At 59.2% G+C, this 23,542-nt stretch carries 26 protein-coding genes; all 26 read left to right on the forward strand.

The window, feature by feature from the left end; genetic code table 11:
* The first annotated feature begins 29 nt into the window (after window positions 1-29).
* The 26 genes from PMI18_RS29115 to fliQ all read left to right on the forward strand — a co-directional run bounded on the left by PMI18_RS29115 (window position 30) and on the right by fliQ (window position 23,540).
* Window positions 30-1,322, forward strand: a complete 1,293-nt coding sequence (locus tag PMI18_RS29115; RefSeq protein WP_007894182.1) for a motility associated factor glycosyltransferase family protein — start codon at window positions 30-32, stop codon at window positions 1,320-1,322.
* On the forward strand, window positions 1,319-1,588 hold the full coding sequence (locus PMI18_RS29110; RefSeq protein WP_007894183.1) for a hypothetical protein: 270 nt from the start codon (window positions 1,319-1,321) through the stop codon (window positions 1,586-1,588). Before PMI18_RS29115 ends, PMI18_RS29110 begins: the two co-directional genes overlap by 4 nt.
* A gap of 253 nt (window positions 1,589-1,841) precedes the next feature.
* On the forward strand, window positions 1,842-2,693 hold the full coding sequence (locus PMI18_RS29105) for a flagellin domain-containing protein (RefSeq protein ID WP_007894184.1): 852 nt from the start codon (window positions 1,842-1,844) through the stop codon (window positions 2,691-2,693).
* A gap of 75 nt (window positions 2,694-2,768) precedes the next feature.
* On the forward strand, window positions 2,769-3,134 hold the full coding sequence (locus tag PMI18_RS29100) for a flagellar protein FlaG (protein WP_007894185.1): 366 nt from the start codon (window positions 2,769-2,771) through the stop codon (window positions 3,132-3,134).
* Window positions 3,135-3,216: 82 nt separating this feature from the next.
* The gene (gene fliD, locus PMI18_RS29095; protein WP_007894186.1) at window positions 3,217-4,623 is read left to right on the forward strand and encodes a flagellar filament capping protein FliD; all 1,407 of its coding nucleotides are present in this window, start codon (window positions 3,217-3,219) and stop codon (window positions 4,621-4,623) included.
* A 128-nt stretch (window positions 4,624-4,751) separates the two neighbouring features.
* Window positions 4,752-5,147, forward strand: a complete 396-nt coding sequence (fliS, locus tag PMI18_RS29090) for a flagellar export chaperone FliS (RefSeq protein ID WP_007894187.1) — start codon at window positions 4,752-4,754, stop codon at window positions 5,145-5,147.
* A 10-nt stretch (window positions 5,148-5,157) separates the two neighbouring features.
* Window positions 5,158-5,454, forward strand: a complete 297-nt coding sequence (locus tag PMI18_RS29085; protein ID WP_007894188.1) for a hypothetical protein — start codon at window positions 5,158-5,160, stop codon at window positions 5,452-5,454.
* A gap of 172 nt (window positions 5,455-5,626) precedes the next feature.
* Window positions 5,627-7,102 carry a sigma-54 dependent transcriptional regulator gene (locus PMI18_RS29080; RefSeq protein WP_007894189.1) on the forward strand — a complete coding sequence of 492 codons (1,476 nt, stop codon included), beginning with the start codon at window positions 5,627-5,629 and terminating at the stop codon, window positions 7,100-7,102.
* Between the two features lie 128 nt (window positions 7,103-7,230).
* Entirely contained in the window at window positions 7,231-8,436 is a 1,206-nt protein-coding gene (locus tag PMI18_RS29075) for a sensor histidine kinase (protein ID WP_162131362.1), read from the forward strand.
* Between the two features lie 5 nt (window positions 8,437-8,441).
* Entirely contained in the window at window positions 8,442-9,827 is a 1,386-nt protein-coding gene (locus PMI18_RS29070; protein WP_007894191.1) for a sigma-54-dependent transcriptional regulator, read from the forward strand.
* Window positions 9,828-9,987: 160 nt separating this feature from the next.
* Complete coding sequence (gene fliE / locus PMI18_RS29065) at window positions 9,988-10,317, forward strand: flagellar hook-basal body complex protein FliE (protein WP_007894193.1); 330 nt, start codon at window positions 9,988-9,990, stop codon at window positions 10,315-10,317.
* 14 nt (window positions 10,318-10,331) lie between these two features.
* Window positions 10,332-12,119, forward strand: a complete 1,788-nt coding sequence (gene fliF, locus PMI18_RS29060; RefSeq protein ID WP_007894194.1) for a flagellar basal-body MS-ring/collar protein FliF — start codon at window positions 10,332-10,334, stop codon at window positions 12,117-12,119.
* Complete coding sequence (gene fliG / locus PMI18_RS29055; protein ID WP_007894195.1) at window positions 12,112-13,131, forward strand: flagellar motor switch protein FliG; 1,020 nt, start codon at window positions 12,112-12,114, stop codon at window positions 13,129-13,131. Before fliF ends, fliG begins: the two co-directional genes overlap by 8 nt.
* A gap of 7 nt (window positions 13,132-13,138) precedes the next feature.
* Window positions 13,139-13,948: a flagellar assembly protein FliH gene (gene fliH, locus PMI18_RS29050; RefSeq protein WP_007894196.1), complete on the forward strand. Its 810-nt coding sequence runs from the start codon at window positions 13,139-13,141 to the stop codon at window positions 13,946-13,948.
* Entirely contained in the window at window positions 13,938-15,296 is a 1,359-nt protein-coding gene (gene fliI / locus PMI18_RS29045) for a flagellar protein export ATPase FliI (RefSeq protein WP_007894197.1), read from the forward strand. The genes fliH and fliI overlap by 11 nt, the downstream gene beginning before the upstream one ends.
* A gap of 6 nt (window positions 15,297-15,302) precedes the next feature.
* Window positions 15,303-15,752: a flagellar export protein FliJ gene (fliJ, locus tag PMI18_RS29040; RefSeq protein ID WP_007894198.1), complete on the forward strand. Its 450-nt coding sequence runs from the start codon at window positions 15,303-15,305 to the stop codon at window positions 15,750-15,752.
* Window positions 15,753-15,963: 211 nt separating this feature from the next.
* Window positions 15,964-16,269 carry an STAS domain-containing protein gene (locus PMI18_RS29035; protein ID WP_007894199.1) on the forward strand — a complete coding sequence of 102 codons (306 nt, stop codon included), beginning with the start codon at window positions 15,964-15,966 and terminating at the stop codon, window positions 16,267-16,269.
* A 5-nt stretch (window positions 16,270-16,274) separates the two neighbouring features.
* Window positions 16,275-17,978, forward strand: coding sequence for an ATP-binding SpoIIE family protein phosphatase (locus PMI18_RS29030; protein ID WP_007894200.1), 1,704 nt, complete (start codon window positions 16,275-16,277; stop codon window positions 17,976-17,978).
* Window positions 17,979-18,009: 31 nt separating this feature from the next.
* On the forward strand, window positions 18,010-18,378 hold the full coding sequence (locus PMI18_RS29025) for an Hpt domain-containing protein (protein ID WP_007894201.1): 369 nt from the start codon (window positions 18,010-18,012) through the stop codon (window positions 18,376-18,378).
* 83 nt (window positions 18,379-18,461) lie between these two features.
* Window positions 18,462-19,829 (forward strand): flagellar hook-length control protein FliK, encoded by a 1,368-nt coding sequence (locus PMI18_RS29020; RefSeq protein WP_007894202.1) that lies wholly within the window; start codon window positions 18,462-18,464, stop codon window positions 19,827-19,829.
* A 222-nt stretch (window positions 19,830-20,051) separates the two neighbouring features.
* Entirely contained in the window at window positions 20,052-20,555 is a 504-nt protein-coding gene (fliL, locus tag PMI18_RS29015) for a flagellar basal body-associated protein FliL (RefSeq protein WP_007894203.1), read from the forward strand.
* Between the two features lie 9 nt (window positions 20,556-20,564).
* A complete protein-coding gene (gene fliM / locus PMI18_RS29010; RefSeq protein ID WP_007894204.1) occupies window positions 20,565-21,533 on the forward strand; it encodes a flagellar motor switch protein FliM in 969 nt (322 codons plus the stop codon).
* Window positions 21,534-21,598: 65 nt separating this feature from the next.
* Window positions 21,599-22,057, forward strand: a complete 459-nt coding sequence (gene fliN / locus PMI18_RS29005) for a flagellar motor switch protein FliN (protein ID WP_007894205.1) — start codon at window positions 21,599-21,601, stop codon at window positions 22,055-22,057.
* Window positions 22,058-22,516, forward strand: a complete 459-nt coding sequence (fliO, locus tag PMI18_RS29000; RefSeq protein WP_033035581.1) for a flagellar biosynthetic protein FliO — start codon at window positions 22,058-22,060, stop codon at window positions 22,514-22,516.
* Window positions 22,516-23,274, forward strand: coding sequence for a flagellar type III secretion system pore protein FliP (fliP, locus tag PMI18_RS28995; protein WP_007894207.1), 759 nt, complete (start codon window positions 22,516-22,518; stop codon window positions 23,272-23,274). Before fliO ends, fliP begins: the two co-directional genes overlap by 1 nt.
* Window positions 23,271-23,540, forward strand: coding sequence for a flagellar biosynthesis protein FliQ (gene fliQ, locus PMI18_RS28990; RefSeq protein ID WP_007894208.1), 270 nt, complete (start codon window positions 23,271-23,273; stop codon window positions 23,538-23,540). Before fliP ends, fliQ begins: the two co-directional genes overlap by 4 nt.
* Window positions 23,541-23,542 lie beyond the last annotated feature (2 nt).

Consider the following 23,542-nt stretch of genomic DNA (forward strand, 5'->3'; position numbering starts at 1 on the left):
TTTTTTGCCCGAATGAAAAGCGAGGCTCCATGAGCGAGTTCTTTGAGCGCAACGCCGAGGTCATACAGCGCCGTTGGCCGCTGCTGTCTGCGCGCTTGCTGGTTGAGGATGCGAGCCTGTTGCAGGCCGATCTGGTCGAAGGCCTGGGCTCGACGTTGAGCATCAACGGCATCCAGCTGACCAGTCGCCACGACCGCACCCGCGAGGCCAGGCTTCAGGCCGCCAGCCTGCCCATCGACAGTCCGTCGGTGCATGTCTACGGCACCGGGCTTGGCGATCTGCAGATAGAGCTTCTGCAGCGCGCCGGGCTCGAGCGTTTATACGTACACATCCTCAACGGCGCGGTGTTTGCGCTGGTGCTGCAACTGCTCGATCAACAGCAGTGGCTCAGCGATCCGCGAGTCGAGCTGTTGTATGCCGGCGATCTGGCGGAAATCCAGCTGCCGTTCTTCGCGTTGCCGTCCGAGTTGGTGCTGGCCGATGACTTCAATGCGAAGATCCGCGATCGCTTGATCAGCGAAACTCACCTGACCTTCAATAATCGCGAATTCGACCCCCGGTCGCCCGAGATTGTCGAGTGCCTACAGGCCAGTCTTTCTCTGGTGCAGACCGATCATGACGTGGCCGAGTTGTTCGGCTCTCGCCCGGGTCAGGAGGTGTTTGTCATCGCCACCGGTCCAAGCCTGGAACAGCATTTCGACACCTTGCGCGCGATTCGCAATCAAGCTGAGCGGCCGTTGTTTATCTGCGTCGATACGGCCTATCGCCCATTGCTCGCGCACGGCATTCGCCCCGATGTGGTGGTCAGCATTGACCAGAGGATCTCGGCCCGGCACCTGCCGCCTGAAGACACGACCGACATCACGCTGGTGTACATGCCGATGCTCGATCCTCTGGTGCTCGAGGCTTGGCAGGGGCCACGATATGCCGGTTACTCCGCCAGCCCGATCTACCAGCAGTTGAGTGCGCAATTACCCAAAGGCGAGCTGTATGTAGGCGGCAGCGTGATTCATCCGGCGGCAGACCTGGCGGTAAAGATGGGGGCGGCGCAGATCACACTGTTCGGTGCCGACTTTGCCTTCCCCAACAACAAGACTCATGCGGGCTGGAACGATGGCGATCTGGGGCCGCAACTGGGGGCCGCCAAACACTGGGTGCTCGATGGTCATGGCCAGCGGATCAAAACCCAGCTCAACTTCCGCAGCTATCTGTGTGAGCTGGAGCGTTATATCGCCGGCCATCCTCAGGTGCGCTTCTATAACAGCAGTCGGGCAGGGGCGATGATTGCCGGCACGGTTTTCCATCCGGAGTTTGCGTCATGAGCGGGTTTGAGTCCTTCGTCGTCGACGCGCAGCAATGCGCCGCACTGTTCCGTCTGGGGCGTGATGTAGAAGCCGGGCTGGCGATGATCGAGCTAATCGATGAGATGCACCCGAGGCTGGATTCGACGCCGCGGGAATCTCAACAGCAGTGGGCATTTCTGCTCGGCGAAATGTTCGCATGTCAGGAGGCGCAGAACTGGCTCGCGCTGGCGGATTATCTGGAATATGAACTGGTCGAGATACTGACCGACAACCTGTCCCTTTAAACAGTTTCCCTTCTGCCGGTGCGGGCGAGTCCTCGCCAACCTGTCACCGGCACTTCTCTGACGTCATTTTTTTTGCTGCTGGAGTGTCGCAAGCCGTTGTTTTACGGGGGGTGGCAACGTGATGGCAAATATTTTTGAAAATCCCCTAAAGCAAGTTGCATTGCCGACGATAACTATTACGAAGGTTCTCTAGGCCATACCCGGCGGTTGCCAGGGCCGGAAGCCGCAGTACCCAACCAACGAGGAATTCGTCATGGCTTTAACAGTAAACACCAACGTCACATCGTTGAGCGTTCAGAAGAACCTGAACCGCTCTTCCGATGCACTGTCGACTTCGATGACTCGCCTGTCTTCCGGCCTGAAAATCAACAGCGCTAAAGACGACGCCGCCGGCCTGCAGATCACTACCCGTATGACCTCGCAAATCCGCGGTCAGACCATGGCGATCAAAAACGCCAACGACGGTATCTCGATCGCTCAGACCGCTGAAGGCGCGATGCAGGAAACGACCAACATTCTGCAGCGTATGCGTGAACTGGCCGTACAAGCTCGAAACGACTCGAACGGTACTCAAGACCGTGTCGCTCTGAACAAAGAATTCGCGGCAATGTCGGACGAGATTACTCGTATCGCCAACTCCACCAACCTGAACGGCAAGAACCTGCTGGACGGCACCGCTGGCACCATGACCTTCCAGGTCGGTTCCAACACCGGTTCGGCTAACCAGATCACTCTGACCCTGGCTTCCGGCTTCGGCGCAGCGACCCTGTCCGTTGACTCGGCTACCACCCAGATCACTGGTAACAGCTCGGCTACCGCCCAAGCTTCGTTCTCCGCTGCCCTGACCCGTATCGATGCCGCTCTGCAGACCATCAACACCGCCCGTGCTGACCTGGGTGCTGCACAAAACCGTCTAACCAGCACCATCTCCAACCTGCAGAACATCAACGAAAACGCTGAAGCTGCTCGTGGTCGCGTACAAGACACCGACTTCGCTGCTGAAACTGCTCAGCTGACCAAGCAACAAACTCTGCAACAGGCTTCCACCGCAATTCTGGCTCAGGCCAACCAACTGCCATCCGCTGTACTGAAACTGCTTCAGTAATAGCTGGGTGAGTTTTAGCGGGGGAGTGCGCACGCCGTGCTCTCTCGCTTTTTACTTGTTCAAGAGGTGATGGACATGGATATGAGCGCCAAGCTGAACTTGTCTTATCCTGCGGCCAGGCAGGCGACGACTGTTGCTGACAAGCCTGCGGAGAAGCCTCGAGCGGTAGTTGCTCCAGTAGCTGCCGTCAAGGAAGAAGGCAAGAGCGGACAGACCGAGCAGGACAAACTGAAAATGGCCGTTCAAGAAATTGAAAAGTTCGTTCAGTCGGTCAAGCGTAATCTGGAATTCTCGATCGACGAGCCTTCGGGCAAAGTGGTCGTCAAGGTCATTGCCAGCGAATCCGGTGAGGTGGTCCGTCAGATCCCCAACGAAGAAGTCCTGAAGCTGGCCAATAGTTTGAATGATGCAAGCAGCCTGTTGTTCAGCGCTAAAGTCTGACACCTGGCACGAATTTTGTTGCTATGTTCTTTTGGGCGTTGTAGTGGTCAAAAGGCCGGCGACACACTGAAGGGAGTTTCACATGGCAAGTCCAATTCTACCGGGCACGGGGTTAGGCTCTGGCCTTGATACCGGTGCTATCGTCAAAGCCTTGGTGAACGCTGACAAAGCGGCCAAACAAGGTCAGATCGACCGTGGAACCACCACTAACACGGCGAGTATTTCCGGGATTGGTACTCTGAAGTCGCTGCTGGCCACGTTCCAGAAAGCACTCACCGACCTGGGCAGTACGACAACCCCTCAGTTCACGGGTTTTTCTGCTACCTCCTCCGACGTAAAAGTGCTGACGGCTACCTCCAGCAACACGGCTGTGTCCGGAACCTATTCCGTCAACGTGACCAAGCTGGCTACCTCGTCGAAAGTGGCTTCTGAAGCGTTTGCTGGCGGTGCGACCAGTGCTATCCCTTCGGGCACGCTGACCATCACCCAGAACGGCACCAGCTACCCTGTCACTGTAGGTGCGGGCGCCACGTTGCAATCGGTACGTGACTCGATCAACACTCAGTACCAGGCCAGTGGCCTGAGCGCCAACATCGTGACCGACAGTTTCGGTTCGCGTCTGGTGCTGGGTTCCACCACCACCGGTGCCGGTTCCGACATCTCCGCCAGTGGTATTGCCGGTCTGGTAATCGACGGGTCGACCCCGATGGCCGCCGTGCCGACCGCCACCTCTTCAGGTGCTATCGGTGGCCTGGCCCAGGATGCCGTGTTCACAGTCGATGGCCTGGCAATGACCAGCAAGTCAAACACCCTCGACCAAACGATCTCCGGGCTGACCTTGAAGCTGGTTACCACCGGCACGTCTACCGTCACGGTAGCGTCCAACAACGATGGTCTGAAAGCATCGATCCAGAAGTTTGTCGACGCTTACAATGCTGTCGCAAACGCTGTGACTTCCCTGACCAAGCCGTCCCTGGACGACGATGGCAAACCGACTGTCGCTGCCGCGCTGACCGGTGATCCGTTGCCACGTTCGCTTCTGGCTGCCATTCGTGGTCCATTGTCCCAGACGGGTGCCGGTGACAAGCTGACTGTACTGTCGCAGCTGGGGATTACTACGGATCAGAAAACCGGTGCACTGAACTTCGACTCCACCAAGTTCACTGCGGCGATGAATGACAAGAAGCTCGGCGGTGAGGTTCAGACCCTTTTTACCGGTACTAATGGTCTGATCGAACGCATGAACAATGTGATCAAGCCGTACACCGATACGGGCGGTATTCTTGATACTCGCACCACCAACCTGAATACGACCAAGACCAGGCTGGCCGCCGACCAGGAAGCCCTGGATCGTCGGGTCGAGACCCTGACCGCTGTACTGACCAAAAAGTACAACGACATGGACACCCTCGTCGGCAAATTGAAAGCGACGGCCAGCAACATCACTTCGATGTTTGAAGCCATGGCTGCGCAGCAAAAGAACTCGTAATACTCGTACCGCCAAAAGCCCGGCAGCGTTTTCAAGCGCTCCGGGCTTTTTGCTTTTGAATCTAAAGTTTTTTGACGCGTCGTCGATACACTGGTTAGACGGACTACAGAATTTTGATGAGGTACAACATGAATCCAATGTTAGCCCTTCGCCAATACCAGAAGATTGGCGCTCAGGCGCAAACTTCCGAAGCCACCCCGCATCGTCTGGTGCAGATGCTGATGGAAGGTGGCCTGGATCGTATCGCCCAGGCCAAAGGCGCGATGGAACGCAAAGACATTCCGAACAAAGGTGTTCTGATCGGCAAGGCCATCGGCATTATTGGTGGTTTGCGTGAAGGTCTGGACCTTGAGAACGCTGTCGAAACCGTCGGTGAACTAGACAACCTGTACACCTACATGATGAAGCGTCTGGCCGAGGCCAACATCAAGACCGATCCAGCGATTCTCGACGAAGTCTCTGATTTGCTTAGAACAGTCAAAGACGGTTGGGATGCCATCGCCGCGCCGGGTCCGCAGTTTTAAGGAGATCACCATGAGTCTTGTATTGCAGCGAATCGAACAAACCCGCGAGGCTCTGGTCGATGCATTGGCCGAGCGCAACTGGGAAGCCATCGGTGAATTGGACCTGGCTTGCCGTTCCTGCATGGAAGACGTCTTGAGTGAAGCTTCGGTGGACGAATTCGCGTTGCGCGATAACCTTGAGGAGTTGCTGAGAGTGTATAAGCAGCTTCTGGAGGCGGCGACGGGGGAGAGGCAAGCGATAGTCGACGAGATGTCGCAGATCCACCAAGCACAGAGCGCCGCAAAGGTTTACCATCTGTTTGGTTAGTTAACCCTCAGTTAATCCAAACATAGTGCGCCATAAATTTGACTGTGCACGGTTTTTTGACTTAACTAGTGGCTGGTTCCAGATTTCAGGCGTCTACAGGCATAACGTGTCTGCAAGCGTCTAGCTTGCCCCTCATTTTGGGCATTGAGTTGACTAGGGAAGTTGCTATTGCATGTGGCGTGAAACCAAAATTCTGCTGATTGATGACGATAGCGTCCGCCGCCGCGATTTGGCGGTGATTTTAAATTTTCTCGGCGAAGAAAATTTACCCTGTGGCAGCCATGACTGGCAGCAGGCGGTCGGCTCTCTGTCATCAAGTCGTGAAGTAATCTGTGTCCTCATCGGGACGGTAAATGCTCCTGGTGCACTTTTGGGCCTGTTAAAGACACTCTCAACCTGGGATGAGTTCCTTCCAGTTTTGTTAATGGGCGATAATTCTTCCATTGACTTGCCGGAAGACCAGCGTCGTCGAGTGCTTTCGACTCTCGAAATGCCACCCAGCTACAGCAAATTGCTCGATTCGCTGCACCGTGCTCAGGTCTATCGCGAGATGTATGACCAGGCCCGTGAGCGCGGTCGTCACCGTGAGCCCAATCTTTTCCGCAGCCTCGTCGGCACCAGTCGGGCGATTCAGCACGTCCGTCAGATGATGCAGCAAGTCGCCGACACCGACGCCAGCGTGTTGATCCTCGGCGAGTCCGGGACCGGCAAGGAAGTGGTCGCGCGTAACCTGCACTACCATTCCAAGCGTCGTGACGCGCCGTTCGTTCCGGTCAACTGCGGGGCGATCCCGGCCGAGTTGCTGGAAAGCGAATTGTTCGGCCACGAGAAGGGCGCCTTCACCGGAGCGATCACCAGTCGCGCCGGGCGTTTCGAGCTGGCCAATGGCGGTACCTTGTTCCTCGACGAAATCGGCGACATGCCGCTGCCGATGCAGGTCAAGCTGCTGCGCGTCTTGCAGGAGCGCACCTTCGAACGCGTGGGTAGCAACAAGACCCAAAGCGTCGACGTGCGGATCATTGCGGCGACCCACAAGAATCTCGAAAGCATGATCGAGATCGGCACTTTCCGCGAAGACCTCTACTATCGCTTGAACGTGTTCCCGATCGAGATGGCGCCATTGCGCGAGCGCGTCGAAGACATTCCGCTGCTGATGAACGAATTGATCTCGCGCATGGAGCACGAGAAGCGCGGATCGATCCGTTTCAATTCGGCGGCGATCATGTCGCTGTGCCGTCATGGCTGGCCGGGCAACGTTCGCGAGCTCGCCAACCTGGTGGAACGTATGGCGATCATGCACCCGTATGGGGTGATTGGCGTGGTCGAGTTGCCGAAGAAATTCCGCTACGTCGATGACGAAGACGAGCAACTGGTCGACAGCCTGCGCAGCGATCTTGAAGAGCGGGTGGCCATCAATGGTCATACCCCGGACTTCACCGCCAATGCCCTGCTGCCGCCGGAAGGCCTGGACCTGAAAGACTACCTCGGCGGTCTGGAACAAGGGCTGATTCAGCAGGCGCTGGATGATGCCAATGGCATCGTGGCGCGGGCGGCAGAACGGCTGCGGATTCGTCGTACGACGCTGGTGGAGAAGATGCGCAAGTACGGCATGAGTCGTCGTGACGGTGATGAGCAGGCGGATGATTGACGCCTGTTTTTCAACTCCTTCATTTATAGGTGGTTTTTTTTAGGCACGGGTATTGCTACATCCCTCGCAACGTTCCGTTTAACTGACGGTCAATCACGCGAGAGAGCCCGATGCCCCAAGCTGCCCAGATGTCTCCTGCCCTTGATGCTTCGGGGCAACCGTCGTCCGTAGAGCAGGCAAGCCGGCTTGGCCTTGAGCAGGCGTTTGCGCTGTTCAGCCAGATGTCGAGCCAATTGACCGATTCCTACAGCATGCTCGAAGCCCGGGTCACCGAGCTCAAGGGTGAGCTGGCGGTGGTCAGTGCTCAGCGCATGCAGGAGCTGGCGGAAAAAGAACGCCTGGCCAACCGTCTGCAAAATCTCCTTGATTTGTTGCCTGGCGGCGTCATCGTCATCGACGCCCAAGGTGTCGTGCGCGAAGCCAATCCCGCCGCGAGTGAACTGCTCGGCCTGCCTCTCGAAGGCGAGTTGTGGCGTCATGTGATTGCCCGATGCTTTGCACCGCGCGAGGATGACGGTCACGAAATCTCTCTCAAGGACGGTCGACGTCTGTCGATCGCCACGCGCTCGCTCGATGCCGAGCCCGGTCAGTTGGTGCTGCTCAACGACCTGACTGAAACCCGTCATCTGCAAGATCAACTGGCTCGTCATGAGCGCCTGTCGTCTCTGGGGCGTATGGTCGCCTCGTTGGCTCATCAGATTCGCACGCCGTTGTCCGCTGCGTTGCTCTATGCCAGTCATTTGACTGAGCAGGAGTTGCCGGTCGCCACGCAGCAGCGTTTTGCCGGTCGCCTGAAAGAGCGTCTGCATGAGCTGGAGCATCAGGTTCGCGACATGCTGGTGTTCGCTCGTGGCGAGCTGCCATTGACCGATCGCGTGACCCCCAAGATGCTGATGCAGTCGCTGCAAGCGACAGCGCTGACCCACGTTCAGGACCTGCCGATTCGCTGGCAGTGCGACAGTCATGCCGGTGAGTTGTTGTGCAATCGCGACACCCTGGTCGGGGCGATCCTCAATCTGATCGAGAACGCCATTCAGGCGAGTGCCGGTGATGTCCGTTTGAAGGTTCACCTGTATACCCGCGGCAACAACCTGCGCTTGTGTGTCAGCGACAGCGGCAGTGGCATCGACACGAAGGTGCTGGCGCGTTTGGGCGAGCCGTTTTTCACCACTAAAACCACCGGCACCGGCCTGGGCCTGACCGTGGTCAAGGCAGTCGCCCGTGCCCATCAGGGAGAATTGCAGTTGCGCTCACGGCCGGGGCGCGGCACTTGCGCGCAGGTGATCTTGCCGCTTTTTTCTGCTGAACAACCCAGCGCTCAGGGAGCGAAGTGAAGGACATGGCCATCAAGGTTTTACTGGTCGAGGATGACCGCGCGCTAAGGGAAGCATTGGCCGATACGCTATTGCTTGCCGGGCACGATTACACGGCGGTCGGTTCGGCGGAAGAGGCGTTGGAGGCTGTCGGTGCCGAGTCGTTTAACCTGGTGCTCAGTGACGTCAACATGCCGGGCATGGATGGTCATCAGCTGCTGGGATTGCTGCGGGCTCGTCAGCCCCAGCTGCCGGTGTTGCTGATGACCGCTCACGGTGCTGTCGAGCGAGCGGTCGACGCTATGCGCCAGGGTGCAGCGGATTATCTGGTCAAACCGTTCGAGCCCAAAGCCTTGCTCGATCTGGTGGTGCGTCACGCACTGGGCAATCTTGGCGCGGCCGAGAACGAGGGGCCTGTGGCATTCGAGTCGGCCAGTGCGCAATTGCTGGAACTGGCTGTGCGGGTGGCACGCAGTGACTCCACGGTGTTGATCTCCGGTGAGTCCGGGACCGGTAAGGAAGTGCTGGCGCGTTACATCCATCAGCACTCTCATCGCGCCAGTCAGCCGTTCATTGCGATCAACTGCGCAGCGATCCCGGACAACATGCTCGAAGCCACCTTGTTCGGTCACGAAAAGGGCTCGTTCACCGGTGCCATCGCGGCGCAGGCCGGCAAGTTCGAACAGGCCGATGGCGGGACGATCCTGCTCGATGAAATCTCCGAAATGCCCCTCGGCCTTCAAGCCAAATTACTGCGTGTATTGCAAGAGCGTGAAGTCGAGCGAGTCGGCGCACGCAAGCCGATCACGCTGGACATTCGAGTGGTCGCTACCACCAACCGAGACCTGGCCGCTGAAGTGGCGGCGGGGCGTTTTCGTGAAGACCTTTACTATCGCCTGTCGGTGTTCCCGCTGGCCTGGCGTCCACTGCGCGAGCGCACCGCCGACATCCTGCCGCTGGCCGAGCGCCTGTTGGCCAAGCACGTCAATAAAATGAAGCATGCCGCGGCGAAGCTCTCGCCCGAGGCGCAGGCGTGCCTGATTGGTTATCCGTGGCCGGGCAACGTGCGTGAGCTGGATAACGCGATCCAGCGTGCCTTGATTCTGCAGCAGGGCGGTTTGATCCAGCCGCAGGATTTCTGCCTGGCCGGGCCTGTGGCGTGCGCGCCATTGCCGACATTAGTACCGACGCCCGTGCGCGCAATTGAAGTCGACGCTGAATCGGCGGGGGCCCTCGGCGATGACCTGCGGCGCCGCGAATTCCAGATGATTATTGACACCTTGCGCTCAGAACGCGGTCGTCGCAAAGAAGCCGCCGAGCGACTGGGCATCAGCCCGCGCACCTTGCGCTACAAGCTGGCACAGATGCGCGACGCCGGAATGGATGTGGAAGCGTACTTGTTCGCCACCTGACATTGCTTTGGATCGTGTTGGGGGCTGAGAGCCAAGGATGAGCTTTTGTTTAGCGCGGCCACGGAGCTGGCACCCTTGTTGCTAATACCTCACTGCCCGCCGAGTGAGTGTCAAAAAATTGCGGGTAGCCAAAGACGTAGCTTCGTCAAAGAGAGAGACCATGAGCCAAGGTATTGAATTCAATCGGTTGATGCTGGACATGCGCTCCATGCAAATGGATGCGATGTCTGCGCCGAAATCGGCTGCCGCAGTCCCTGAAGTGGGTGGCAGCAGCTTTTCCGACATGCTCGGTCAGGCCGTCAATAAAGTGAACGACACCCAGCAGGCGTCCAGCCAGTTGGCCAGTGCCTTCGAGATCGGCAAGAGCGGCGTCGACCTGACGGACGTGATGATTTCTTCGCAGAAGGCCAGCGTGTCTTTTCAGGCGTTGACCCAAGTGCGCAACAAGTTGGTTCAGGCATACCAAGACATCATGCAGATGCCGGTTTAAGGACGAATTGAGTCATGGCAGAAGCAGTCGCCGATAATGTTCCGGCCAAGGCCACTCCGATAGACGGTAAACCGCCGCTGTTCGGGTTGTCCTTCCTGGAAAACCTCTCCGAGATGACCATGTTGCGTCAGGTGGGCCTGTTGGTCGGCCTGGCTGCGAGCGTGGCGATTGGTTTTGCCGTGGTGTTGTGGTCCCAGCAGCCGGACTACCGGCCTCTGTACGGCAGTCTTGCCGGTTTGGACGCCAAGCAGGTCATGGAAACCCTGGCCGCGGCCGACATACCCTATACCGTTGAACCGAACTCCGGTGCCTTGCTGGTCAAGGCCGATGACCTGTCCCGTGCGCGGCTCAAGCTCGCGGCCGCTGGTGTCACTCCCAGCGATGGCAACATCGGTTTCGAGATCCTCGACAAGGAGCAGGGGCTGGGTACCAGCCAGTTCATGGAAGCGACCCGTTATCGTCGCGGCCTCGAAGGCGAACTGGCCCGGACCATTTCCAGCCTGAATAACGTCAAGGGTGCCCGCGTGCACCTGGCGATTCCGAAAAGCTCGGTGTTCGTGCGTGACGAACGCAAGCCAAGCGCTTCTGTGCTGGTTGAGCTCTATTCCGGTCGTTCGCTGGAGCCGGGCCAGGTCGTCGCCATCATCAATCTGGTGGCGACCAGTGTTCCCGAACTGAGCAAGTCGCAGATCACCGTGGTCGACCAGAAGGGCAACCTGCTGTCGGATCAGGCGGAAAACTCCGAACTGACCATGGCCGGCAAGCAATTCGATTACAGCCGTCGCATGGAAAGCATGCTGACCCAGCGTGTGCACAACATCCTGCAACCGGTGCTGGGTAACGACCGTTATAAAGCCGAAGTCTCGGCCGACGTGGATTTCAATGCGGTCGAATCGACTGCCGAGCAGTTCAACCCGGATCAACCGGCGTTGCGTAGCGAGCAGTCGGTCAACGAACAACGTACCGCCAGCAATGGCCCGCAAGGTGTGCCGGGTGCCTTGAGCAACCAGCCGCCATCGCCGGCCTCCGCACCGCAAACCACAGGTGGCAGCACCGCTGCAGCCGGTATGGTTCAGCCAGGTCAGCCGTTGATTGATGCCAACGGTCAGCAAATCATGGATCCGGCTACCGGCCAGCCGATGTTGGCGCCGTACCCGGCGGACAAGCGTCAACAATCCACCAAGAACTTCGAGCTCGACCGTTCGATCAGCCACACCAAGCAGCAGCAGGGCCGATTGAATCGCCTGTCGGTGTCGGTGGTGGTCGACGATCAGGTCAAGGTCAACGCGGCCAACGGTGAAACGACACGTGCGCCGTGGAGCGCCGATGAATTGGCGCGCTTCACTCGCCTGGTGCAGGACGCCGTCGGTTTCGACGCCAGCCGCGGCGACAGTGTCAGCGTGATCAACATGCCGTTCTCCGCCGAGCGTGGCGAAGTGATCGCCGAGATTCCGTTCTACTCCCAGCCGTGGTTCTGGGACATCGTCAAGCAAGTGCTGGGTGTGTTGTTCATCCTGGTGCTGGTATTCGGTGTGCTGCGTCCGGTGCTCAACAACATCACCGGCGGCGGCAAAGACAAGCAACTGGCCGGCATTGGCAGCGACATGGAACTGGGTGGCATGGGCGGCCTGGACGGCGAACTGGCCAACGACCGTGTCAGCCTCGGTGGCCCGACCAGCATCCTGCTGCCGAGCCCGAGCGAAGGCTATGACGCACAGTTGAACGCAATCAAGAGTCTGGTGGCAGAAGATCCGGGTCGCGTGGCCCAGGTCGTGAAAGAGTGGATTAACGCAGATGAGTGATAACCGAGCCGTTGCCGCCAAACTGACCAAGGTCGACAAAGCCGCGATTCTGCTGCTGTCCCTCGGTTCCACCGATGCTGCGCAAGTGCTGCGCCACATGGGGCCCAAAGAGGTCCAGCGTGTGGGTGTGGCGATGGCCCAGATGGGTAACGTGCACCGCGAGCAGGTCGAGCAGGTGATGAGCGAGTTCGTCGACATCGTCGGCGACCAGACCAGCCTGGGCGTCGGCTCCGATGACTACGTGCGCAAAATGCTTACCCAGGCGTTGGGCGAAGACAAGGCCAACGGCCTGATCGACCGAATCCTGCTGGGCGGCAACACCAGTGGCCTCGACAGCCTGAAGTGGATGGAGCCACGCGCCGTCGCCGACGTGATCCGTTACGAACACCCGCAGATCCAGGCAATCGTGGTCGCCTACCTCGACCCGGATCAGGCCGGTGAAGTGCTGGGCAACTTCGACCACAAGGTCCGGTTGGACATCATCCTGCGGGTGTCTTCGTTGAACACCGTGCAACCGGCGGCCCTGAAAGAACTCAACCAGATTCTCGAGAAGCAGTTCTCCGGCAACTCGAATGCCTCGCGCACCACCCTGGGCGGCATCAAGCGTGCGGCCGACATCATGAACTTCCTCGACAGCTCGATCGAAGGTCAGCTGATGGACTCGATCCGCGAAGTCGACGAAGACCTGTCCGGTCAGATCGAAGACCTCATGTTCGTGTTCAACAACCTGTCCGATGTCGACGACCGCGGGATTCAGGCGTTGCTGCGCGAAGTGTCCTCCGACGTGCTGGTACTGGCGCTCAAGGGCTCGGACGAAGGCGTCAAGGAAAAGATCTTCAAGAACATGTCCAAACGGGCGGCCGAACTGTTGCGCGACGACCTCGAGGCCAAAGGCCCGGTGCGCGTCAGCGACGTGGAAACGGCGCAGAAAGAAATCCTCACCATTGCCCGCCGTATGGCCGAAGCCGGAGAAATCGTTCTCGGCGGGAAGGGCGGCGAAGAGATGATCTAAGGTCACTATGTCGTCCAAACATGATGAGTCCAACACCGACCTGATCCGTGCCAAGGATGTCGGTGGTTTCGATATCTGGTCGTTGCCCAGCTTCGACCCGTTTGTGCCGGAACCCGAGCCGGAGCCGGAGCCTGAACCGCCGGAAATGGAAGAAGTGCCGCTGGAAGAAGTCCAGCCACTGACCCTCGAAGAGCTCGAAAGCATTCGCCAGGAGGCCTACAACGAAGGCTTCGCCGTTGGCGAGAAAGAAGGTTTTCACAGCACCACGCTCAAGGTCCGTCAGGAAGCCGAAGTGGCCCTGACGGCCAAGATCGCTGGTCTGGAACAGCTGATGGCCAACCTGTTCGAGCCCATTGCCGAGCAGGACACCCAGATCGAAAAATCCTTGGTCGACCTTGTGCAGCACATCACCAGGCAGGTGATTCAGCGCGAACTGGCCATCGACTCGACGCAGATCGAACACGTCATGCGCGAAGCGCTCAAGCTCTTGCCGCTGGGCGTGGGCAATGTGCGGCTGTACGTCAACCCGCAGGATTTCGAGCAGGTCAAAGCCCTGCGCGAGCGCCATGAAGAAACCTGGCGCATCGTCGAGGACGAGTCCTTATTGCCGGGCGGTTGCCGGGTCGAAACCGAACACAGTCGGATCGACGCCACCATCGAAACCCGTGTTACCCAAGTCATGGCCAAGCTGTTCGATCAATTGCACGATCAGGCGCTGCACCCGGCCGCGCCGGACCTGAGTCTGGAACTACCGGTTGACGAAAAGCCTTCGGTTACCCCGGTCGAGCCAGAACCGGACGCTGCCGATGCGCCTTGATCGCACCAGCTTCGCCAAGCGCCTGGGCGGTTACGCCGAGGCCACGATGCTTGCCGGTGCGCCGATCCTTGAAGGTCGCCTGCTGCGCATGGTCGGCCTGACCCTCGAAGCCGAAGGCTTGCGCGCCGCCATGGGCAGTCGCTGCATGGTCATCAACGATGACAGCTATCACCCGGTGCAGGTCGAAGCCGAAGTCATGGGCTTCTCTGGTAGCAAAGTTTTTCTGATGCCGGTCGGTAGCGTCGCCGGTATCGCCCCCGGTGCCCGTGTGGTTCCCTTGGCCGATACCGGTCGTCTGCCCATGGGTATGAGCATGCTCGGGCGGGTGCTCGATGGCGCCGGTCGTGCGCTGGATGGCAAGGGCGGGATGAAGGCTGAAGACTGGGTGCCAATGGATGGCCCGACCATCAACCCGCTCAAGCGCGAGCCGATCAGCGAGCCACTGGATGTGGGCATCCGCTGCATCAACGGTTTGTTGACGGTCGGTCGCGGTCAGCGGCTCGGGCTGTTCGCCGGTACTGGAGTGGGCAAGAGTGTGCTGCTGGGTATGATGACCCGCTTCACCGAGGCCGACATCATTGTCGTCGGGCTGATCGGTGAGCGGGGTCGTGAAGTTAAAGAGTTCATCGAGCACATCCTCGGTGAAGAAGGGCTCAAGCGTTCGGTGGTGGTGGCTTCGCCGGCGGACGACGCACCACTGATGCGTCTGCGCGCGGCCATGTACTGCACGCGGATCGCTGAGTACTTCCGCGACAAGGGCAAGAATGTCCTGTTGCTCATGGATTCCCTGACCCGTTTCGCCCAGGCCCAGCGGGAAATCGCCCTGGCCATCGGCGAACCGCCGGCGACCAAGGGCTATCCGCCATCGGTATTCGCCAAGTTGCCGAAACTGGTGGAACGGGCCGGTAATGCCGAAAAGGGCGGTGGTTCGATCACTGCGTTTTACACCGTATTGTCCGAAGGCGACGATCAGCAAGATCCGATCGCCGACGCGGCGCGGGGCGTGCTCGACGGACACATCGTGTTGTCCCGGCGTCTGGCTGAGGAAGGGCATTACCCGGCCATCGATATCGAAGCCTCCATCAGCCGGGTCATGCCATCGGTGGTCGGCATCAAGCACATGAACCACGCGCAGATGTTCAAGCAATACTGGTCGCGCTATCAGCAGAGCCGCGACTTGATCAGCGTCGGCGCCTATGTGTCCGGCGGTGACCGGGAAACCGACACCGCGATCAATCTGCAACCGGCCATGACCATGTACCTGCGCCAGGGCTTGAACGACAACATCAACATGGGCGCCAGCGAGAACCATCTCGCTTCGATCTTTGCGCCAGCGCCGGGCGGTTAACCAGTCATGGCCTCGAGCCGCGCAGCACGCCTGGCGCCTGTGGTGGAAATGGCTGAAAAGGCCGAAAAAACCGCTGTCCTGCGCCTGGGGCATTTCCAGGGCCAGGTTCGCCTGGCGGAAAGCAAACTCGCCGACCTGGAAAATTTCCGTCTCGAATACCAGGAACAATGGATCGTGCGCGGCAGCAGCGGCGTCTCGGGCCAGTGGTTGCTGGGCTATCAGGGCTTTCTTGCGCAACTGGGCACGGCCATCGACCAGCAGCGCCAGAGCCTGAACTGGCATCAAAACAACCTGAACAAGTCTCGGGAAGCCTGGCAGCAAGCATTTGCCCGGGTCGAAGGCTTGCGCAAACTGGTTCAGCGCTACATGGATGAGGCACGGCAACTGGAAGACAAGCGCGAGCAAAAGCTGCTGGATGAGCTGTCTCAGCGGTTGCCGCGTCACGACCCGTATTGAAGACCGCGTTATCGTTCTTCGCGGGCAAGCCTCGCTCCTACAGAGGCGGTGTCGAACGACAACGGTGTGTTCGACCATTTTTCGTAGGAGCGAGGCTTGCCCGCGAAGTCGATTTCACAAACCGAACAACTCTTCAGCCTTGCTCCAGCCCTCATCAGGTGCTAAACCTTGTACACGTACGTTCGTTCGCCAATGACAAGGAAGCCGTGAAATGTCAGTCGTTACAGAAGTATCTCAGGATGGGAAAAAGCTGACGATCTCGATCGAGGGGCGATTCGATTTCGGTCGGCATCAGGAGTTTCGCGAGTCCTACGAAAAACTCAACAGTAAACCCGATTCCATTGTGGTGGACCTGAAGAAAGCCACTTATCTCGACAGCTCGGCGCTGGGCATGCTGCTCTTGCTGCGCGATCACGCCGGTGGCGACAACTCCGATATTCGCGTCGTCAACAGCAGTACCGACGTTAAGAAAATCCTCGCCATCTCCAATTTCGACAAGCTGTTCGACATCAGTTGACCGTCATGCAGCCACTCGAACCGCTGACGATCCTGATCGCCGAAGACAGCGCGGCCGATCGTATGCTGCTGTCGACGATCGTCCGGCGCCAGGGCCATGAAGTGCTGACGGCCGCCAACGGCGCCGAGGCGGTCGAAGTGTTTCGCTCGCAACGACCACACCTGGTGCTGATGGACGCCATGATGCCGGTGATGGACGGTTTCGAGGCCGCGCAGCAGATCAAGGCGCTGGCTGGCGAAACCTTGGTGCCGATCATCTTTTTGACGTCGCTGACCGAAAGCGAGGCCTTGGCCCGTTGCCTGGAGGCCGGGGGCGACGATTTTCTGGCAAAGCCATACAACCAGGTGATCCTTGCCGCCAAGGTCAAGGCCATGGACCGCTTGCGACGTTTGCAAGCCACGGTGCTGGAGCAGCGTGACCTGATCGCCAGGCACCACGATTACCTGCTCAACGAACAACGGGTGGCCAAAGCCGTGTTCGACAAGGTCGCCCACTCTGGTTGCCTGAGCGCACCAAATATCCGATACCTGCAATCGCCCTATGCCCTGTTCAACGGCGATCTGTTGCTGGCCGCGTTCACCCCGGCCGGCGACATGCATGTGTTGCTCGGCGATTTCACTGGCCATGGTTTGCCGGCCGCTGTGGGTGCCATGCCCCTGGCTGAAGTCTTCTACGGCATGACCGCAAAGGGTTACGGCCTGTCCGAAACCCTGCGCGAGATGAACGCCAAGCTCAAACGCATTCTGCCGGTGGACATGTTCTGCTGTGCGACCCTGCTGTGCCTGAGCTTTCAGCGAGGATCGGTGGAGGTCTGGAACGGTGGGATGCCGGACGGTTACTTGCACAGCACCGCCAACGGCGAACGTATCACTCTGACGGCCCGGCACTTGCCGCTGGGGGTACTGAGCCCGCAAACCTTCGATGACCGCACCGAGGTGTTCCCGATGGCCGTCGGGGATCGGGTCTTTCTGTTGTCCGACGGGGTGATCGATACCTGCGATGCCAATGAACAATTGTTTGGCGTAGAGCGATTGGAGCAGGTGTTTGCAGCCAATCGTCAGCCTGATGCGCTGTTCGAAGAAATCGAACAGGCCCTGCGGGATTTTCGCGGCGAGGCACGGGATGACGTGAGCATGGTCGAGGTCAGTCTGCTGGAGGCTGCGCAACTGAGTCCGCCAGTGCCGGTGTACTCCGACAGCGGCCAATCCAGCCCGCTGGACTGGTCGGTGAGTTTCGAGTTCCGCGCCGCCACTCTCAAGCGCTTCAACCCGCTGCCATACCTGTTGCAATTGCTGCTTGAGGTGCATGGCCTGCGCGCTCAGAGTGGCGTGCTCTACAGTGTGATGGCAGAGCTTTATTCCAACGCCCTGGAGCATGGCGTGCTGGGACTGGATTCGAGTCTGAAACGCGATGCTTCGGGTTTTGCGCGCTATTATCAGCAGCGCAATACACGCCTGGACGAGTTGCGGGACGGTTATGTGCGGGTGCATTTGCAGGTGGCACCAAAAGGCGAGGGCGGTTGCCTGACGGTCCGGGTCGAAGACAGTGGCAAGGGTTTCGATGTGGCGCGGGTGATGGCGCGTCCGGTCGATGATGTCCGTCTGTCAGGACGTGGGGTCAATTTGATCCGCCAGTTGAGCGATCATGCGACCTGGTCCGATAATGGTCGAAGTGCTCGCGTGGAGTTTTTCTGGGAGGCTCTGGCATAATGCCAGGCATTCTTGATCAAGGAGTGAACAAGTGGACGACACACATCTGGACCGTGACGTGCTGAGCGCGTTGCAGGAAGTTATGGAGGACGGGTATCCAGAATTGCTCGATACCTTTCTCGCTGATTCCGAAGAGCGTTTACGCGTCCTGCGAAAGGCCGAGGATGCCGCGCAGCTTATGAATGCTGCCCATAGTTTCAAAGGTAGCAGCAGCAACATGGGCGCCAGTTATCTGGCCAAGCTGTGCGGTGAGCTGGAGCAGCGTGCCAAAGAAAAGAGTCTCGTCGGCATTGAACGGCTCATTGATGACATTGACGGCGAATTCGCTATTGTCCGACCGCTCTACGAAGCGGAGCGCCAGCGTTCCCTGGCTGAACCAGCATCCGTCCGGCGTTTTTAGCAGCTAGCGAACAAAGCTGGCTCGCCCCTTGCATTGAACTTGCTCAACTGTACCTACGATCCCAGTGCAGCGGAGACCGTTTTATGCCCGTTACCCCCAATATTCTTCTTCAGGCCGCCGCTACGGCCAAGACTCAAGCCGCATCCGCCAATACGCCGGCGGTGACGGCTGAGCCCGGGGACAAGGCGTCCAGCTTCGCTGAGGTCTACGCCAATCAAGCCCAGAGCAAGCCTGTTGTGGTCGCTGATAAATCGGCCAAGCCGGCGACTGATAATGCGCCGCAAGGCACCGGCAAGCCGGACGTCAGCAGCGATAAAGCTGCCGCCCCGGAACCTGCGGTTGCCGATAGCGGCAATTCCTTGCCCGCCGATAAACCGGCGTCGACAGACGACACGACGGCCAGTGATGGCGAGCCGGAGACGACCGATACGCCGGTAGCCGATGCTCCACCGGTTGATCCTGGCCTTGATCCGGCCCTCGATCCTGCCTTGATGCAGGCCGTTCAACCGTTGGCGGCCGTGCCGGTAGCGCAAGTACCTGCGCCGGTTGTGACGAGCGGTGCGCCGCAGGTTGAAGCGCCGGTTGCCGCTGCTATCGTTGCCGCACCCGCGCAAGCCGCCGCCGTCGACAGCGATTTCGATCCTGAAGCCGATCCACTCGATGCGCTGCCAGCGGTGCGTCTGGCCATGGAGCAAGGTGGTCACGTTTCCGCTTCTAGCCAGGCCCAGCCAAAAGCGTCCCCGGCCCAGGCTCAGGCTGACGGCGAGCCGACCTCGGCGCAAAACTTTGCCGCAGGCATGGCGAGCATGCTCGACGTGCAAACCGACCAGGACAGCACCAGCCAGGGCGGCGAAAAGGCCTTCAGTGGCCTGATTGATGACGGCCTCAAGGATCTCAAATCCGCCAGCAGTGATACCCGTGTCGATGATTTCGCCAACCGCCTGGCGGCACTGACCCAGGCGGCAACGCCGAAGACTGCCAATGCATTGCCGGTGAATCAGCCAATCGCCATGCATCAGAGCGGTTGGACTGAAGAGGTGGTCAATCGGGTCATGTACCTGTCCAGCGCCAACCTCAAAGCGGCCGACATTCAGTTGCAACCGGCCGAGCTGGGACGCCTCGATATTCGGGTGAACATGGTGCCGGATCAGCAGACCCAGGTGACCTTCATGAGCGCCCACCCAAGTGTTCGCGAAGCGCTCGACGGGCAAATGCACCGCTTGCGTGACATGTTCGCGCAGCAGGGCATGGGCCAGGTCGACGTCAACGTTTCCGATCAGTCCCGTGGCTGGCAGGGTCAGGAACAGGCTCAACAGGGGCAGGGTGGGCGTACCAGCGCCAATGGCGGTCGCCTCGACTCCGCCGATGAAGAGCTCCCTGCGACTGTCGCTGAAGTAGGCGCCAACACCACCAGCGTGATTGGCTCCAGCGCCGTCGATTATTACGCCTGATCAAACGCAACACCCCTGTAGGAGTGAGGCTTGCCCGTGAAGAACGATAACTCGGTTTAACCAATAAACCGCGTCAACGTTATTCGCGGGCAAGCCTCGCTCCTACGGTTCCTTCGATGTCTTTAAGCCTGCGCCTCAACTCCCTCCCGACACTTCTGGCATAACACTTGCTCTTGCCTTGCCGTGCGACTGTGAAAACCCGAATAGTGACGGATTATTGGCATGGCTAAGAGCGACGCAGCACCAGTGAAAGACCCCGCAACCAAAGGCAAAATAAAGCTGATCATTGTGATCGTCGTGGCCCTGCTGCTGGCGATCGGCTTGTCCGTGGGGGCGACCTGGTACTTCATGCACAGCGCCCAGAGCAAGCCTGCCGCTGCGGCTGAAACCGCTGTGGTCGGCAAGCAGCCGGCGATCTTCGAGCCCATGGCGCCGGCCTTCGTGGCCAACTACACGCAGAACGGCCGCCAGCGCTACATGCAGGTGAGCATCACCCTGCAGGGTCGCAATCAGGCTGATCTGGATGCGCTCAAAGTCCACATGCCGGTGATTCGCAATAACCTGGTGATGCTGTTTTCCGGTCAGGATTTCGCCACGCTGGCGACCCCGGTCGGCCAGGAGATGTTGCGTCAGAAGGCCACGGCCAGCGTCCAGGAAGTGGCGCAGAAAGAGCTTGGCAAAGTGGTGATCGAACAGTTGCTTTTCACTAATTTCGTACTGCAGTAGGAACACGACATGGCCGTGCAGGACCTGCTGTCCCAGGATGAGATCGATGCGCTGTTGCATGGCGTCGACGATGGTCTGGTACAGACCGATAACGCTGCCGAACCCGGCACCGTCAAAAGCTACGACCTTACCAGCCAGGATCGCATCGTCCGCGGACGCATGCCGACCCTGGAAATGATCAACGAGCGTTTCGCCCGTTACACCCGCATCAGCATGTTCAACATGCTGCGCCGCTCGGCGGACGTTGCCGTCGGTGGCGTGCAGGTGATGAAGTTCGGCGAATACGTGCACTCGCTGTACGTGCCGACCAGTCTCAACCTGGTCAAGATCAAGCCGTTGCGCGGCACTGCGCTGTTCATCCTTGACGCCAAACTGGTGTTCAAACTGGTGGACAACTTCTTCGGCGGCGATGGCCGTCACGCGAAGATCGAAGGGCGTGAATTCACCCCCACCGAGCTGCGTGTGGTGCGCATGGTGCTGGAACAGGCCTTCGTCGATTTGAAGGAAGCCTGGCAGGCGATCATGGAAGTGAACTTCGAGTACATCAATTCGGAAGTGAACCCGGCCATGGCCAACATCGTCGGCCCGAGCGAAGCGGTTGTGGTGTCGACGTTCCACATCGAACTCGATGGTGGTGGCGGCGACCTGCACGTGACCATGCCGTACTCGATGATCGAGCCGGTGCGCGAAATGCTTGACGCCGGCTTCCAGTCGGACCTCGACGATCAGGACGAGCGCTGGATCAACGCCTTGCGCCAGGACGTGCTGGACGTCGATGTACCCATCGGTGCCACCGTTGCCCGCCGCCAGTTGCGCCTGCGCGACATCCTGCACATGCAGCCGGGGGATGTGATCCCGGTCGAGATGCCTGAAGAAATGATCATGCGCGCCAATGGCGTGCCGGCCTTCAAGGTCAAGATGGGCTCGCACAAAGGCAACCTCGCGTTGCAGGTGATCGAGCCGATCGAGCGCCGCTGACCGGCGCTCCAACCCCCTTTTAATTGACTGCTCTTGATTGAGCAGGTGCCCGCCGAGGACAAATGATGAACGACGATATGAACGCCCAGGACGACCAGGCACTGGCTGATGAATGGGCTGCGGCCCTGGAAGAAACCGGTGACGCCGGGCAGGACGATATCGATGCCTTGTTGGCCGCCGATGCCATCGGTTCGTCGTCCAACCGTCTGCCAATGGAAGAATTCGGCAGCGTGCCGAAGAGCAACGATCCGGTGACGCTGGACGGTCCGAACCTGGACGTGATCCTCGATATCCCGGTGTCGATTTCCATGGAAGTCGGCAGCACCGATATCAACATCCGCAACCTGCTGCAACTCAACCAGGGCTCGGTAATCGAGCTCGATCGTCTGGCCGGTGAGCCACTGGACGTGTTGGTCAACGGCACGCTCATCGCCCACGGTGAAGTGGTGGTGGTCAACGAAAAGTTCGGCATCCGCCTGACCGACGTGATCAGCCCAAGCGAACGCATCAAGAAGCTGCGCTGAGTGAAGAGGGTTCTGGGTGCTTTGCCGGGATTAGCGCTGGCGTTGCCGTTCAGTGTTCTGGCTGCCGAACCGGTTGCGACTGCGACAGCGGCCGCTGCACCGGCTGTCAGCAGCGGTGTGGCTGGGCAATTGACGCAATTGGTGTTTGGCTTGCTGCTAGTGCTGGGGTTGATCTTCTTCCTCGCCTGGTTGCTGCGCCGGGTCCAGCAGGCCGGGCCGGCCGGCAAGGGGCAGGTGATCGAGCTGATCGGTTCCCGCGCACTAGGTCCTCGTGACCGTTTGATGCTGGTGCAGGTCGGCAACGAACAGATCTTGCTCGGCCTGAGCCCAGGCACCATCACCGCGTTGCATGTACTCAAGGAGCCGGTGCAGGTGCCGGACAATGCCGAGAAAGCCACGCCGGAATTTGCCCTGCATCTGCTGAAGATGCTCGGCAAGGATCAGAAGGATAAGAAGTAATGGCTGCGTTACGCATCATCTTGACGCTGGCCCTGATGCTGGCCGCGCCGCTTGCGTTCGCCGCAGATCCATTGTCGATCCCGGCGATCACCTTGGGCACCAACGCCGAAGGCGCTCAGGAATATTCGGTCAGCCTGCAAATCCTGCTGATCATGACCGCGCTGAGTTTCATCCCGGCGTTCGTCATGCTGATGACCAGCTTCACCCGGATCATCATCGTGTTCTCGATCCTGCGTCAGGCCCTGGGCTTGCAGCAGACGCCGTCGAACCAGATCCTCACTGGCATGGCGCTGTTCCTCACCATGTTCATCATGGCGCCGGTGTTCGATCGCGTGAATCAGGATGCCTTGCAGCCGTATCTGGCGGAGAAACTCACCGCTCAGGATGCCGTGACCAAGGCGCAGGTGCCGATCAAGGATTTCATGCTGGCCCAGACTCGCAGCAGCGATCTGGAGCTGTTCATGCGCTTGTCCAAGCGCACTGACATTGCTTCGCCTGATCAGGCGCCGCTGACGATTCTGGTTCCGGCGTTTGTCACCTCGGAGCTTAAAACTGCGTTCCAGATCGGCTTCATGATCTTCATTCCGTTCCTGATCATCGACCTGGTCGTGGCCAGTGTGCTGATGGCGATGGGGATGATGATGCTTTCGCCACTGATCATTTCCCTGCCGTTCAAAATCATGTTGTTTGTGCTGGTGGATGGCTGGGCGTTGATCATCGGGACCTTGGCCAGCAGCTTCGGCGGCGTTTCACCATGACGCCGGAAGTTGCCGTAGACATCTTTCGCGAAGCGCTGTGGCTGACCACCATGATGGTTGCCGTGCTGGTGATCCCGAGCTTGTTGGTGGGGCTGTTGGTGGCGATGTTCCAGGCGGCCACCCAGATCAACGAACAGACCCTGAGCTTCCTGCCGCGTCTGCTGGTGATGCTGGTGACGCTGATCGTTGGTGGCCCGTGGATGGTTCAGACTTTCATGGAATACATTCTGCAGTTGTACGGCAGTATTCCTCAGGTCATCGGCTAAAC

Source organism: Pseudomonas sp. GM102 (genome assembly GCF_000282555.1).
In the GTDB taxonomy this organism is placed as follows: Bacteria; Pseudomonadota; Gammaproteobacteria; order Pseudomonadales; family Pseudomonadaceae; genus Aquipseudomonas.